The sequence below is a fragment of the Ralstonia sp. UBA689 genome (genome assembly GCF_002298975.1).
Taxonomy (GTDB): domain Bacteria; phylum Pseudomonadota; class Gammaproteobacteria; order Burkholderiales; family Burkholderiaceae; genus Ralstonia.
In genome coordinates this window covers 15,194-30,466 of the sequence record NZ_DBMV01000027.1, presented here as the reverse complement: position 1 = coordinate 30,466, position 15,273 = coordinate 15,194, and the positions used below count along the sequence as shown (strand labels likewise).

The following is a 15,273-nucleotide window of genomic DNA, read 5'->3' as shown; positions in this document are numbered from 1 at the left end:
TCCACGCAAGGGTCAGGTTCTGTCCCGCCGTCGCGTTGAACGTGTAGCGCGCGTTCTGGCCCGCTCGGGTCGTCGCGAACGTCGTCACCGGCGCGCCAGCGGTCAGTACCCCGGACTGTTCAGATGTCAGAAGCAGCGAAACATTGGCAGTGTGAGAACCATCGATTCGAGCGAGCAAGCGGTAAGTACCCTTCTGGGGTATTGCCGGCAGGGTGCACTTGTTCGCTGTAGTAACTGTGCACGAAACCAGCACGGCACCGGAGGGAGCGTAGACGCTCAGTGCAAGTTGTTGACTGCCGTTTGTAGGCGAAGGCGAGAAGTTGGCGACCCCGAGCCCAAGCCGTTGACCCGCCACCGCGTCAAAGATGAACAATCCAGCGCTGCCCGCCGTGCCCAGGGTAGAGCTCGTCGCCGCGCCGTCCGGAACGATGCGCTGCGTATCCACGATCGTGCTCGGCGACACTCCCGTGGGTACGACGTAGAAATCGTTCGCGCTGATTGCGCTTCCATTGGCCGTGGTAACCGAGATCTTGCCAGACCCTGCCTGAGGCACAGTCGCGACAACCTGCGTCGGCGCAGTCACCGCGGTAACTTGTCCCTGGGTCGAGCCAAACACAACATTGTTGGCTGCCGTCGCAGGCTGGAATCCAGTCCCTGTGACTGTGACCGAAGTTCCGGCTAGGCCCAGCGATGGAGTGAAGCCGGTGATGGTGGGTGGTGCTGCGCTCGTACCAACAACAAAATTGGCCGACGAGACAGCAGTGCCGTTCGTATTGGAAACGGAGATTGGCCCGGTCGTGGCCGCAGAAGGAACCGTGACGCGAAGAGCTGTGGCGCTTGCCGCGGTCACTGCCGCTGCTACGCCGTTGAACGTGACCGAGTTTGCGCTGGCGGTGGTGCTGAAACCGCTACCTAAGATGGTGACACTGGTACCCGCAGGGCCACCGCTGGGCGAGAAGCTCGCAATAGCCAGCGTATTTGTCGTACTTGCTTTGACTGCAGTGATGTTGCCGACCGCATCGTACGCATATTGAGTACTGGTGCCGTCGGGAGCAACAACCTGAATGAGACGCCCAAGGTCGTCATAAACGAACCCGGTGTTAGCAGCATGACCAGCGTTGCTAACAAACAAAACACTGCATACGGCGAAAAGCCCAAACGCCCGAGCCAGATCAGTGAACGAAAAAGAAGATTTGGCACGCGCAGCGCGCACGATGCCACTTGCGCTTTGCGCAAACACATTTTCGGACCTGGCCATATGGGTCCACCCCCTGGGTATTTCGATCTTTGTTTTTCGTTCTAAGCAGGAGCCGATCCATTAGACCGGCAAGCGGCAACGCAGGTAATACCACTGCACTTGAAACATACACACGTCTCTGCCACTCGCGCTGTTTGGTAACCAAGGGGCATACCCCCTAATCATCAGCATGAATTGCCGTAACAAAACCGTAACCAGCCGGTCTGGTGACACGCTTCCAACGAGGTCAGACTGCTCCATTCAACAGGACCGTCGCCCGAGAGAACGGCAGCCTGCCAGCTTGTCTAGCAAATCGCAATATTGGTGAAGAGGGGTACTCTCCTTAAAGAATCCATAACACTCCACGATCAGGAAATGTGTTATTTGCGACCCCGAATACACCCCCGCTATTCACGTTTTCACAACAAGCCGCCCATTGACAGCGTTAAGTCGTGGGTGACAACATGCTCCAAAAGCAAGGCACGTTTTTCCGCCAATAAAATCCCGTGTGCGACCATGTCAAATATCACCTCCACAAAGGTGACGGCACGGTTTCGCGTCACGGTTCAATAAAATATGTTTAGGGGGTCGGTCCGTTGGCACGATGGCCTTTCAGCCAGGCTGCTTCGCGTTTGCGTCGCTCAATGCTGGTTGCAATTTTTGGGCGCGGAGTCCTGTCTCCATTGCGCAACAGGACTCGAAGAGCGCTACCCGTCCTCTCAGCGACGGGTGCGCTCGTTTTCCTAGCTTGGGCTGTTCAGCCTTGGCCAGCACCGGCCGCCAGCACCTCGGAATTGGATCTTCTCGGTCTGCCCAAAATCGACGGGCGCCCGCCAAGCCCTGCGATGATCGCCCTGGGCCAAAGGCTTTTCTTTGACCAGCGACTCAGCAGTGACGGCACTCGCAGTTGCGCCAGTTGCCACTCACCGGACCAGTTCTTCGGCGATGGCCTGCGCGTTTCAAAAGGGATTGGTGAGCGCTTGGGGACCCGCAACGCACCGAGCCTATTGAACGTTGCATATAACACCTCTCAATTCTGGGAAGGGAGAGACCCCACACTCGAAAGCCAAGCTCTCCGGCCGCTGACCAATCCTCGAGAGATGGGCATGCCAGATGGTGCGGCCGTGCTTCATGTAATCGTGCAAGACCCGAACTACGTGGAGGCATTCAGGCACGCCTTTGGAGTTAACGAAGCATCCCAGGTGCGTATTGAGCAAGTTGCGCAAGCGTTGGCTGCCTATGAGCGCACACTGCGTGCTGGCGACTCAGCATTCGATCGCTATGCATTTGGAGGCGACAAAAACGCCCTCAGCGCGAGCGCAGTGCGAGGGCTAACCCTATTTACCGGAGCCGCGCGTTGCTCCACATGCCACACGATCGAACGTGATCACGCCCTGCTTACTGATAACCAATTTCATGCGCTGTCGGTCGGCATGGAGCGTATTAGTGGGCATCTGGCGCAATTGACTACCGAGTTGGCTTCTCAGAAGCAGAAGGGCGTGCCGCTGGACCAGATCATTCTCTCGAATGACGACTTCGCCGAATTAGGGCGGTTTGTGGTGTCACTCGATCCGAAGGACATCGGCAAGTTTCGCACCCCCAGCTTGCGCAATGTGGCGAAGACGGGGCCCTATATGCACGATGGCGGTGTGCCCACGCTCTTGCAGGCAGTCGACTATGAGGTCTACTACCGCAGCAACGAGCAAGGCCGACCGTTGCTGCTCACTCCCATGGAGCGTCAGGACTTGATCGCGTTCTTGGAAGCGCTGACCACCAGTCCGCAAGCGCTCGCTAGGCTGAACCCTGACCCCCAGGCAGCGCACCACTGAGTTGCCGCGGCGATACCAGTACCCTAACCCCAACGACTCATGACGTCCGTAAGATGTTCTAACGAGCGCCGCTCCGCCCTGGCTCGACCAAGCCGAGGACTGCACGGCTTCACCCTGCTGGAACTGCTAGTCGTGCTGGTCATCATCGGCTTACTGGCATCGTATGTTGGTCCGAAATACTTCTCCCAAATCGGAAAATCGGAGATCACGACGGCCAAGGCCCAGTTGGAAGCCTTTGAAAAGGTTCTGGACACCTATAGGCTGGACGTCGGCCGCTATCCGAGCACCGAAGAAGGTCTGCAGGCGCTGATGGTGGCGCCACCCACTGCCGGCGCGAAATGGAGCGGCCCCTATCTCAAACGCGAGGTGCCGCTGGACCCTTGGGGGCACGCCTACGTGTACCACGCCCCCGGCGCCAACGGCGAATACGAGGTCATCAGCTACGGCAAGGACGGTCAGCCTGGCGGCAGCGGCGAAAACGCCGACATCGTCCGCCCCTGACGGCCGCATTGCTAGCCGGAGAAAACTCGCGTGAAGTTTGAAGTACGCGTCCTATCTCGTTCGAATGCGATCCAGCTGCTGAGCGTCGAGGCACAGAGCGAAGCGGACGCTCTACGTCAGATACGAGACCAAGGACTGCAGGCGCTGGGCATCCGCAGTTCGCGAGTGGCGCAGGCCGCCACAGGTTGGCGGCGCAAGCGCTTTTCGCTACTGCTATTCAGTCAGGAACTGCACGCTCTGCTGCTTGCCGGCTTGACGTTGATGGAAGCGCTTGAAGGTCTGATCGAGAAAGAGGCTGCGCCTGAAGCGCGTAGCGTCCTGCAAAGACTCATCGCCCTTATCAGCGAAGGTCAACGCTTCTCGGCGGCCCTTACGGCGATGCCAGAAGCATTTCCTCCCCTCTATGTCGGCCTGATGCAAGCTGCGGAGACTACGGGGGCATTACCGGCGGCGCTGGCGCGCTATGTCGAGTATCAGCAACGTGTGGACGTGGTCCGCAGCAAGATCGTCAGCGCGTCGATCTATCCGGCCATCCTCATGGTCGTGGGGGGCTTGGTCACCATTTTCCTTGGCGGCTACGTAATCCCCAGATTTGCTTCCATTTACAAGGATTCGGGGCGTGAATTGCCGCTGATGTCAGCTTGGTTGTTGGGCACAGGCCAGTTTGTGGCCGAACACGCGCTGCCGACAGCCATTGCAATGGCCATCGCCCTTGCCGCAACGGTTGTTGCAGCAGCACGCCTGCACAAGAGTGGGGCACTGTCCCGTGGTGTGTTGCGGCTCCCGGCGGTAGGACCGCGCGTGCAGTTGTACGAAATGTCTCGGTTGTACCTGACGCTGGGGATGCTGCTGGAAAGTGGTATTCCGGCAGTGTCGGGCTTACGCATGAGCGAGGGCGTCATCTCGCGCCACGTGCTGGAGCGCTTGCAGCGTGCACGCCACGCCATCGAAGCTGGGGCGCCCTTTGCAGACACCTTCCATGACAACGGCCTGACGACGTCGATTTCGTTCCGGATGCTGCGGGTAGGAGAGCGCTCCGGCAAGTTGGGGGCCATGCTGATTCAGGCCTCCAACTTCTACGACAACGATATCTCCCGCTTTATCGACCGGTTCACTCGCGCCTTCGAGCCAATCATGATGCTGCTTATCGGCGTGGTGGTCGGTGTCATCGTCGTGCTGCTGTACCTGCCGATCTTCGACCTGGCGACTTCCCTGCAATGACAGATATGAGTCAATTGTCCTCACGGATGTCACCGGGCACGGATGACAAGGTCAAAGACCCTGTCCTGAGCGTTGATGACTTACACGCGGTGTGCGAACGTGCCAAGTCCTTGGGCTTATCGCCCATGCAGGAATTGGAAGTGCTCTACGACGGACGCTTGCGCACCCTCGCAGCTTGGCTGGCAGAAGTGCTCGGCTGGCCGGTGGTCGACACCCAGCAGATGGACCAAAGTCAGCCGAAGTTCGATCGGTTGCCGCTAGTGGAGGCGATGCGCCGGCACGCGGTCTTGTTGCAGACGTCGGACCAAATCCTCGCCGTTGTTGCAGATCCTTTTGACATGGAGCTGCAGAGTTGGCTTGGAGCCCGTGCGGGCGCCACGGTGAATTTTCGCGTGGCGCTGCGATCCGACATCCAAGCCTATCTTGCCAAGCAAGAACAGTCGGTGCGTGCAGTCGACAGTGTTGTCGCCGATGCAGACGAAGAAGCTCGCGGATCTCGCGCGACAGAAGTGCTGTCCTTTGCGTCAGTCAGTGTGGCCGCCAGCCCCGCAGTCAAACTGGTCAACTCGACCCTATATGACGCGCTGCGGGCGACGGCCTCCGACATACATCTGGAAAGCACTGCGTCTGGACTCACCATCAAGTATCGCGTCGATGGCGTGCTCGACCATGCCCGTTCGATCACCGGACGCGACTTGGCAGCGCAGGTGATCTCGCGTCTGAAAGTGCTGGCCGAACTTGACATCTCCGAGCGACGGGTGCCGCAGGATGGGAGCTTCCAGGTCGAGTCCAACGGACGGGACATTGACCTGCGGGTTTCCGTCATGCCAAGCATTCATGGCGAGGACGCGGTGATTCGCATCTTGGACAAGCGCGCCATGATCGAATCTTATGGTGCATTGTCGCTGGAGGCCTTAGGTTTTGATGACGCATCTCTGGTCACCTTGCGCCGGCTGAGCGATGAACCCTACGGCATGCTGTTGGTGACGGGGCCGACAGGCTCTGGCAAGACCACAACGCTGTATGCAGCGCTCACAGAAATCAACAACGGCCGCGACAAAATCATCACCATCGAGGATCCCGTCGAGTACCAACTGCCGGGAATTCTGCAAATCCCCGTCAACGACAAAAAAGGATTGACCTTCGCACGAGGCCTGCGCTCGATCTTGCGGCACGACCCCGACAAGATCATGGTGGGAGAAATTCGTGACCGAGAGACGGCCGAGATCGCGGTGCAATCAGCGCTGACTGGCCACCTTGTGCTTACGACCGTGCATGCCAACAACGTGTTCGATGTGTTCGGTCGTTTCACGCACATGGGTATCGATCCCTATGCCTTCGTTTCAGCACTCAACGGCATCTGGGCACAACGCCTGATCCGCAACAACTGTCCGCATTGCACCCGCGACACGGACGCCGATCCCACAATGCTGTCGCGCCTGGGTCTGCGGGCTGAGGATGTCCAGGCTTACCGCCTTCGCGCCGGCACGGGCTGCGGCGATTGCCGGGGAACCGGCTATAAGGGCCGCACCGCGATCGCGGAAATACTGTCGCTCAACGACGAACTACGCGAGCTGATCGTGAACAAGGCGCCGGTACGCCACCTGAAAGAAGTGGCCGCCAAGCACGGCACCCGAAGCCTGCGTGACGCTGCCCTCAAACTCGCATGCGCAGGCATCACGACACTGGAGGAGGTCAAGCGTGTCACTCTTCAGTCCTAACCGCTATCGCCTGCAGATCGCAGAACGAACGCTTGTCCTGAGCAAGCGCGTGGCACGCGGACGCGAATGGCAACACCAGGCGACCGGGGAACACCCTGGAATCTCGTGCGAGCCAGAGTTCTCGACGACGCTCACGCAGTTCTGTCAACTGCGCTTGCCGCGGCGTGCTCGCTGGTCAGTGCAGGTCGATAACGAACTGGCGCGATTCTTTATGCTCCGCCCCCCGGAACGCGTTGCGGGTCTGCGGGAGCTGCAATTGGTGAGCGCTTTGCGCTGTGAGTCGCTGTTTGGTGACCCGGCTGAAGATTGGGCGTGCATGGGCGACTGGCACGCCCGCGACCCTTTTCTAGTCTGCGCGCTGCCGAAATCCCTGATGCAAACGCTTGCAACGGTCGCATCCCTGCGACGCAGTCGTCTCGATAGCATCACCTCGCGCTTCGTGCAAACCTGGAACGAGTGTGCTTCACGCATGCGTCAGCAGCAAGCGTGGGCCGCTGATGTCAGCGCGCAGCACGCCATACTTGTGGCCACATCCAGGGGGCGACCCGCTGCAGTTTCCCAGATCACTTCATCGGGATGGGAGAACATTGATGGCCTCCGAACCGTGATCCGGCGCACGAGCCTGCAATGGGGTCTGGCCTTACCAACCACCCTATATGTGGCCGGGGAATCGATGCGCCACTGGCACGGGCAGAGCGTCGACGGCTGTGCCATCCAACATCTGATGTCGGCGCCAACTCATGAGCCGCTGCAACAGCAGGCGACGCCCGAAACGCCGTACCTGCCAGTTGGGGAGCCTCAAGCGTGAAACGACTGCATATCGACTTTGCGGCCGACACAAGGTCGCGCTTTGCACCCACCAGTACGGCGCTGATGCTGATCGTTGCTGGGACGGTGGGTTGTGGCCTCACGCTGCCCCACGTGGTGCACTTAGTCCAACAGTATCAGACACTCAGCGAGCGCCTGATACGGGTAAGTGAACGCACGCAGGTCTTGGCACATCAACAAAAACAGTCCATCAACAGTTTGACACCCGAGCAGGTCAGTACCGTAAACCGTGCCGTGCGGCGCCTGAACGTTCCATGGCGTGATCTCTTTGACATGCTGGAGCAGGCCACACCGCAGACGGTTGCATTGCTTTCACTAGAGCCCGATGCCGATCGTTCAGTGCTGAAACTCAGCGCCGAGGCAGGTACGGTCGACGACATGATCGAGTACGTCCAGCGCCTTAAGTCGCGCCCGGAGGTTCAGTCGGTGTCCCTCAACAAGCATCAAATGGACGCCAAGGATCCCTATCACCCAGTGCGCTTCACGCTGGTCTTGAACTGGCGGTATCCCGAGCGACTATTGCCACCGGCAGGGAACCAATCGCACAAGGATGCGGCATGAGAGTGCGTGTACCAAGCAACCTCAGCTTGAGGCTACGTTTGACGTTGCATCGGCAGAATTGGCTGACCTGGTTCGGCATCGCACTGTTGGTATGCGCCGCCACTTTGCACTGGATCGCCCAGCCTTGGCTGGAGAAGCGGAACAGCGAGACGCTCCAAGCCATCCGGGCAAGCCTGGCGCAGCGTAACGCGTCACTTGCCCCAGGGCGCGCGCTAAGTCGCGCCGAGCTTGCCACCCAACGGGCTCAAGCCTTTTTCAAGGTGCTGGGCGACGAGCATTCGTTCGAACAGAACCTCAGCGCGTTACTAACCTATGCCAAGGATGCAGGGGTCACAGTAGCAGAAGCAAACTACGATCATGCAACAGCGCCCAAGGCAGGGATGGCGTTGGAAGGCGTCGCACTCCCATTAACCGGCACCTATAGCAGTCTGCGTACGTTCTGCGAAACCACCCTGCAACATCTGCCTTTCGCTTCGCTGGACTCGGTTCAGTTCAAACGCAGTTCAGTCGCAGCCGATGCGGTGGAGGCGAAGCTGCACCTGACGCTGTACCTCCGCAATGGGCCCACAACGACTCAGGTGAGGACATCCTCTGACTCCATCGCGACAAATCAACAGTCTCTGGCAGACGTCCAGCATGCAGCGGCGGAGGCGCCTTGAAGCCGCGACACATTGCAATGGGAACGGCTTTGCTGGCGGCCGCTTGCGTGGCGGTCTGGGGTAACCAAGACAAGCCTCCAACAGTCGTCGAAGGCACCCGCGGAGGGATCGTCAGCGGACCTCGCGCCGCGGTGGAGCCACGACCATTAACGCCGGAGACGTTGCCGTCCTCTCCCGAAATAGTGCTCGAACTTGCCCCGCGTGAGCAGTTAATCGGACATACGGAGCGCGACGAGTCGCGCAGTCTATTCGCCGCGCACAGTTGGGCCCCTTCCGCACAGTCGGACGGCGCACCAGCAGAACCTGCCGCACCAACAGCGCCTGCGTTGCCCTTCACATACCTCGGTAAAGAGCAATCGGGTCAGACGTGGCAGGTATTCCTGGCCAATGGGGATACCACGCTGGTGGTGGGAGAGAAAGACAGTATCGATGGCCAATACAAGGTGCTGTCGATCACGCCACCGACCATGACCTTCGAATATCTACCGCTGCACGAGCGGCAAACACTGCAGATCGAATGAACAAAAAAAATTTTGGCAGTGGGGCCGACTGTCGGCCCGTGCCCGAGACGCTGCCTTGTCCGCCGAGCTCTAGTGCGCGCTTGATTTCAGCGCTCCTCTACCGTTTGCGAAACGCTCTTCATTGGCCGCTGTGTGCAGCGTGCGTAGTCGTGCTGGCTGCCTGCGCCCAGTCCCCCGTTCTTCAAGAGGCCCGATCAGCGTTCGAACAAGGCAAGCTCGAAGAGAGTCTTGCGCAGTTGCGAGTGGCGCTGGTGAAGGATCCAAGCAACACAGAGTTGCAGATGACGTATATGACGTTGCGCGAGCGTGCCGTCAACGATTTGATGGCTCAGGAGCAGAGACTGCCTGCGGGTGCGAGCTCGGGAGAGCGCGCTCAGCTCCTGCGCCGCGTCCTGGCGATTGACCCAAACAATGCGAGGGCCGTTCTTGCTCTAGACCGTATCGACCGAGACGCACGGTACGCAAAGATGCAGTTAGACGCGCAATTCGCTTTCGATGCGAAAGACAATGCTGGCGCGATGGCCAAGGCGAGAGCGATTCTGGCCGAAGACCCGAATAATCCTGCTGCACGTGCATTGATTAGGTCCATTTTGGACAAGTCCACCCCTCCAGCGTCGCAGCTCGCTCCTACTGAGGCTTTGCAGCGCAAGATCTCGATTCAGTTCAAGGATGCCCTGCTCAAGCAGGTATTCGACGTCCTCTCTGCAACTTCAGGCATCAACTTCGTTCTGGATAAAGACATCAAGGCCGATCAAAAGACCTCGGTGTTTCTCAAAGATGTCACGGTGAAGAGCGCGATCGAGGTCGTCTTGACAACCAATCAACTCGAACAGAGAGTCATCAACGCCAGCGCCATCTTGATCTACCCGAACCTGCCAGCCAAACAAAAGGACTATCAGGCACTCAGCGTGCACACGTTCTACCTGACCAATGTCAGCGCCGAGCAGATGGCAACCACTTTGAAGAGCATCTTGAAGGTGCAGAACCTCGTGGTGGACAAGGGGCAAAACATGATCATGATGCGGGATACGCCCGATGTTATCGAGATGGCCGAGAAGGTTGTCGCGCTTCAAGATCTGCCCACACCCGAAACGATGCTGGAAGTGTCCGTGCTGGAGGTCAACAAGGATCGACTCGATGAGATCGGCGTAACCTACCCGCCCAAGCTGTCTTTGACGCCATTGTCATCAGTCTCAGGCGGCACGCTCACATTGCAGGATCTGCTTCACCCGACTCAAAGCACGTTAGGCGCAACGATTTCCCCTTTGTCGATCAATCTGACAGGCACGGATACCGACGTGAAGCTGTTGGCCAACCCCAAGATTCGGGTGAAGAATCTGGAGGCAGCCAAGATTTTGATCGGTAACAAGGTACCGAACATCACGTCCACGGCAACTTCCACTGGCTTCGTATCACAGAGCGTGCAATATCTGGACGTTGGGCTGAAGTTGGAAGTCACACCGACCATCACCATCGACAATGAAGTCTCCATTAAGGTGGCACTGGAGGTGAGCAATATTGCCAACCAGATCACCACCACCAGTGGAACAGTGGCCTATCAGATTGGTACACGCTCCGCCTCTACAGTGCTGCGCTTGAAAGATGGCGAAACCCAGATCCTGGCGGGCCTGATCAACGATGAAGACACCCGCACTGTCACAAAGATTCCCGGGCTAGGCGATATTCCGGTGCTCGGGCGAGTGTTTTCGGATCACGCCAACACCAAAAAGCGTACTGAGATTGTGCTGTCTATTACGCCTCATCTGATCCGCAATCCGCTGAGGCCCGAAGCTCGCCTGGTCGATTTCGCCTCAGGTACCGAGTCCAGCCTGCGGGGCGTGTCCGAGCTTCCCGTAGGCAACTCGGTAGCACCCGTTTCTAACGCAAGCGCCCCCGTTTCACCCGCGAGTGCAGCACCTAGCGCCGCACCCAACCAGGCGGGCTCTAAACGAAGCACGGACGTTACAGGCAACTCGCTCGATAGCTCGGGCGCGATGGTGAATGGCGCAAATAACACGCAAGGTACCGCCACCGGTGCAGTCGGTGGCGGGACAGCCGCTTCCGCAAACCTGACGTGGTCGGGCGCCGCACAAGCTGCAACGGGAACTAGCGTCCAGCAGCAACTGATTCTCAGCACCCAGCAGCCCGTGCGCAGCGCGACATTGCTGCTGGGCTATGACCCCTCCGTTATGCAGTTAGTCAACGTCGCGGAGGGTACGGCGCTCAATGCGGATGGAACTCAAACCTCGTTCTCGCAGCGGGTGGATGCCTCTACCGGCCAGATATTCATCAGCGATGCACGGACTGCTAACGCGTCTGCCGGCGCAACCGGGCAAGGTCCACTGGTGTCGCTGACCTTCATGCCGCTAAAAGCCACAGGGTCCACCCAATTGAAGGTGCTATCGATTTCCGCCACGGGATCCGACGGATCTGCCGTACCGTTGCCAACGTCAGCTCAGACGCTGGCGATCACCGCCGGATCGCAGTAGCCCGGAAACGAATGTAATGTGGTTTGGACGAATCAATCCGATGCCCCGATCTCATCGTCGGCCAGCCGGCTTCACCCTGATCGAACTGCTTGTCAGCCTAGCCATTCTCGCTGTACTGGCCGTACTCGTGCTGCCCGTCGCACAACTGGAAGTTCAGCGGATGCGAGAAAAGGATCTCCGACTGGCGCTTCGTGAAATCCGCAGCGGCATCGATGCCTACAAGCAGGCCTACGACTCTGGACGCATGGTGCGTTCTGTCGGGGACAGCGGTTATCCAGCGACGCTCGAAATGCTGGTCGATGGGGTTGAGGACGCGCGCGATCCTGATAAGCACAAGATCTATTTCATGCGCCGCATTCCAAGAGATCCGATGGTGCACGATTCGACACTGAGCGACGCCCAGACCTGGGGCAAACGCAGCTACGAAAGCGAGCCCGATGCGCCCGCCGAAGGGCGTGATGTCTTCGATGTCTACTCACGCTCGTCGACCGTTGGCTTGAACAGCATTCCCTACAACCGCTGGTGAACCCGTGCTGATCCAGTCCATCCTGTGGCAACGCCTGAGATCCAGGCCGAAAGGGTTCACGCTGATCGAACTGTTGGTGGTGCTTAGCATCGTAGCCTTGCTGCTTTCGCTGGCATTGCCCCGCTATTTCCGTAGCGTCGACGCCTCCAAGGAAACCGTGCTGAAGGAAAACTTGCGCATCACGCGGCAGACCATCGATCAGTACTTTCGTGACACCGGGCGCTATCCCGAGGACCTACAGGAGTTGGTGACCAAGCGATACCTCCATGCGCTGCCCGTCGATCCGATCACTGACAGCAACGCAACTTGGACCGTTATTGCGCCCAGCGACCCCGAGCTGGGTAAACTTTACGATCTGCATAGTAGTGCGCAAGGCACGACCCGGGACGGCACGCCGTTCAGTTCGCTATGACGCCAAGAAGTCGGCATGGCCAGCGTGGCTTTGCGTTGCTGGCGCTATTGATCTTCATCGCCATACTGGGTCTGGTGGGTATGTCAGCGCTCAGGATCGGGGCACTGGCTGACCGTCGCGAAGCCGAGGACCAGTTGCTTTATGTGGGCGCCCAGTACCGTCGGGCATTACAACTGTACGTGGACGCCACGCCTCCTGGCCAGCCTCGTTTCCCACCGACACTGGAAGCGCTGCTGCGCGATCCGCGCTACCCGCAACCGCGACGCTACCTGCGCTCGCTCTACCCAGACCCCATCACGCAACGCAACGACTGGGCGCTGCTCATGTCTCCGGAAGGGGGGGTGGCGGGATTGCACAGTCGCTCGGAGCTCGAGCCAATTCGGCAGGCGAATTTCAGCGCACCGTTCGAGAATTTCAATCGGCTCAAGAAGTACTCCGATTGGGTTTTCTATTATGTTCCAAATCCTGCATCGACCATATTGCCGCAACAGCCCCCTCGGCCACCTGACCTCGGTGCGGTTCGTGCGGGAGCATAAGCAGCAAGCGTGACCTGCCCCCCAGGATGTCCTATGAGTCTTAGCGTGCTGGGCACCCGCGAAAGTTCAGAGTTACGTGAACCAAAACGCGGATAGTTCAAAGTTAAGCGAACCAAGAGTTCAAAGTTGGCCGAGCAACTCCGCCGGGAAGCCCCACGAATCGCGACTCACCGGTTCAGCGTTGAGTGAATCTCGACATTCGTGTCGAGATTCACTCAATTTGGAACTCTTGGGGGCTGCGCATACACATCAACGACGAAAAACCATTAAATTTCAGTCACATATGAAATTGCAGGGTACTCGACATGCCATCAAGACGCTCCCTAGGCACTGGCCCCAAGGCTGCCAAAACCGGGATGGGAGGCGATGCTAGTAGATCGGGGCCCTTACGCGCCACCCGACAAGCGGGGTCCGCCCCTGCGGTTCGACAGGTTCAGGTCGGGGAGAGTCGAGACAGACCGAGGGGATCGAACCAAGCGAGCAAGCGCACCCAGTTGAGCAGTTTGTCGCTGTTGTGCCATAACCGCAGCTATTGGCTGCCACTTGGCACGCCGCATCTTCGCTCTCGCCAAGTGCACAACTCCCGGTACGTGGTCTTGCCACCGAGTGCTTGAGTTGGAGCGCCCGCAGCCGACGACGCCATTCATCCGGTCTGGGCCACGCGCTCGTGTTTGTGCGAACAGGAAGTTGCCCCTTTCACCTCAAGCGGTAGAGCCGCAGCCGCTGTATCGCCTGCGGCAAGCTGCCGCCCAACACTGCGGCGCGACGGTTCCCGGATGGGCCGCGCGAGCGCCACCCCCGGTTCAGCCGCCATGCCGCGCTTGACGTCTTTCCCTAGCAGCCGCCTGAAGCTGTAGCCAAGGGATTTACGGCCAAGGAAGCGGGGCCAGCGGCCGTGATGAAGCGCGTCTTGATGCCAGCCTGCGTCGCACGGTAAGCAGGTACTCGCCTCGGGGCTCCTACACCAGGCGCACGGCGCGCTCGCGCACCTCGGGTGAGAACTTGTTCGTCTTGTTCACAGTTCCATTCTCTCAAGAGGTTGAGCCTCCTCGAATTCCGGGGCGATTCATCCGATTCATTTGCTCTTCGGCTGCCCATGAGGGCAGAGTTCCGATCTATCAGCGTGTCGTCGACCGGCCGAGTCGTTGCCATCGCGAAACACATCCTCGCTGCTAGGGTTCGCGATATTTTCTGATCCCGAAATGGGGTGAAAATGTTATCTGCTTCGGACCTCTCCGCCGAACAGCGTACTGGCCTGTCGTCGAGGTCTCAGCTCTTTCCACGATGAGCCGCGGAATCAATTCGCCGAAAGCATGATCGCCCCTTCGGTTGGAAGAAATACCCGAGGGCCGGAACTCCACTGCCAGTGGTCGCCACGCTCGCGAGAGTGTTGTTCAAGTTCCGCAACCGCCATGAACAGATCGCGTGAGACTCGGTGAAGCTCAGTGAGCGCTACTGCATCGTGATGCGACGTCAACAGAAGGGGCTCAGCCTAGCTGCGCCAGAAGCTCTGGCCGACGAAAACGTGTTCTTCCTTGTTGAACGGCTAGTTCCTGTCCGGAGCACTTTTCGATGACGTGCCTGTTTCAGCTTTGACACAAAGTAGTCGCGTTCTGATCGCTCATTGTGTCGTTGGCCGGCTGAGTCACCCGTAAGAACAAGTGTTTAGTCGTCATGGCACGGATGTCGCTCTATGCCCTGCGGGGAGGGCGAGCCATGCCAACAATCATCTTGTGGCGCCATGATTGGCGCTTGCCAACGACGTGGGCGATGGCTCTGACCGCAGTGGTCACAAGTCTTGCGGCCATGATCGTCGTAGTGCCGGCGTTCGCGGATGACGGCGACATCATCGTGCAGCGTGATGTGACGCCGCGCGTAGCATACCGGGGCGTTCCCACCGAGTCCTTACCGATTCGAACCGCAATCAGCCCGTTTCCCACCCAGGCGTTCAATCAATCTGTCGGTTCGGTCATGTCTTTTCTCTCGGACAGCGAACTGAGCACCTCACATGCGTCGGCGAGCAATCCAACTCTGGGATTGCAGCGTGTCGCGATCCCACAAATAGGTGGCTTGCAACCGATAACCGGCGCGCTTGGCACTGGGCCGGCATCGGGCAGGGCGGCAGTTGGCGGGGTCGGTGGACAAGTGGTGCAAGCCACTGCGGGCATTGCCTCGCAGATCAGCGGAGCACTGGCCCCCCTTTCTCGCGGAGGGCAGCCGTGAAGCCTCGGG

The 15,273-nt window shown here is 59.0% G+C and carries 14 protein-coding genes; 13 read left to right on the top strand and 1 reads right to left on the bottom strand.

The window, feature by feature from the left end:
- The coding region (locus B4F51_RS12795) for an IPT/TIG domain-containing protein (protein ID WP_296226040.1) at positions 1-1,258 on the bottom strand (1,258 nt) is incomplete at its 3' end.
- 824 nt (positions 1,259-2,082) lie between these two features.
- Between B4F51_RS12795 and B4F51_RS12790 the strand changes: the two genes are divergently transcribed.
- The 13 genes from B4F51_RS12790 to B4F51_RS12730 all read left to right on the top strand — a co-directional run bounded on the left by B4F51_RS12790 (position 2,083) and on the right by B4F51_RS12730 (position 15,264).
- Complete coding sequence (locus B4F51_RS12790) at positions 2,083-3,066, top strand: cytochrome-c peroxidase (RefSeq protein ID WP_296226038.1); 984 nt, start codon at positions 2,083-2,085, stop codon at positions 3,064-3,066.
- Positions 3,067-3,105: 39 nt separating this feature from the next.
- Positions 3,106-3,567, top strand: a complete 462-nt coding sequence (gene gspG, locus B4F51_RS12785) for a type II secretion system major pseudopilin GspG (RefSeq protein WP_296226036.1) — start codon at positions 3,106-3,108, stop codon at positions 3,565-3,567.
- 30 nt (positions 3,568-3,597) lie between these two features.
- Positions 3,598-4,788, top strand: a complete 1,191-nt coding sequence (locus B4F51_RS12780; RefSeq protein ID WP_296226034.1) for a type II secretion system F family protein — start codon at positions 3,598-3,600, stop codon at positions 4,786-4,788.
- 5 nt (positions 4,789-4,793) lie between these two features.
- A complete protein-coding gene (locus B4F51_RS12775) occupies positions 4,794-6,509 on the top strand; it encodes a GspE/PulE family protein (RefSeq protein ID WP_296226032.1) in 1,716 nt (571 codons plus the stop codon).
- A complete protein-coding gene (locus tag B4F51_RS12770) occupies positions 6,490-7,317 on the top strand; it encodes a hypothetical protein (RefSeq protein ID WP_296226029.1) in 828 nt (275 codons plus the stop codon). The genes B4F51_RS12775 and B4F51_RS12770 overlap by 20 nt, the downstream gene beginning before the upstream one ends.
- Positions 7,314-7,898 (top strand): PilN domain-containing protein, encoded by a 585-nt coding sequence (locus B4F51_RS12765; protein ID WP_296226027.1) that lies wholly within the window; start codon positions 7,314-7,316, stop codon positions 7,896-7,898. The genes B4F51_RS12770 and B4F51_RS12765 overlap by 4 nt, the downstream gene beginning before the upstream one ends.
- Positions 7,899-7,936: 38 nt before the next feature.
- Complete coding sequence (locus tag B4F51_RS12760) at positions 7,937-8,557, top strand: hypothetical protein (RefSeq protein WP_296226024.1); 621 nt, start codon at positions 7,937-7,939, stop codon at positions 8,555-8,557.
- A complete protein-coding gene (locus B4F51_RS12755; protein WP_296226022.1) occupies positions 8,554-9,078 on the top strand; it encodes a hypothetical protein in 525 nt (174 codons plus the stop codon). The genes B4F51_RS12760 and B4F51_RS12755 overlap by 4 nt, the downstream gene beginning before the upstream one ends.
- The gene (locus B4F51_RS12750; protein WP_296226019.1) at positions 9,075-11,567 is read left to right on the top strand and encodes a secretin N-terminal domain-containing protein; all 2,493 of its coding nucleotides are present in this window, start codon (positions 9,075-9,077) and stop codon (positions 11,565-11,567) included. The genes B4F51_RS12755 and B4F51_RS12750 overlap by 4 nt, the downstream gene beginning before the upstream one ends.
- Positions 11,568-11,583: 16 nt before the next feature.
- Positions 11,584-12,093 (top strand): type II secretion system protein, encoded by a 510-nt coding sequence (locus B4F51_RS12745; protein ID WP_296226017.1) that lies wholly within the window; start codon positions 11,584-11,586, stop codon positions 12,091-12,093.
- A gap of 4 nt (positions 12,094-12,097) precedes the next feature.
- Positions 12,098-12,505, top strand: coding sequence for a type II secretion system protein (locus B4F51_RS12740; protein WP_296226015.1), 408 nt, complete (start codon positions 12,098-12,100; stop codon positions 12,503-12,505).
- A 35-nt stretch (positions 12,506-12,540) separates the two neighbouring features.
- Entirely contained in the window at positions 12,541-13,041 is a 501-nt protein-coding gene (locus tag B4F51_RS12735; RefSeq protein ID WP_296226014.1) for a type II secretion system protein, read from the top strand.
- A gap of 1,716 nt (positions 13,042-14,757) precedes the next feature.
- Positions 14,758-15,264, top strand: coding sequence for a hypothetical protein (locus B4F51_RS12730; RefSeq protein WP_296226012.1), 507 nt, complete (start codon positions 14,758-14,760; stop codon positions 15,262-15,264).
- Positions 15,265-15,273: the final 9 nt, after the last annotated feature.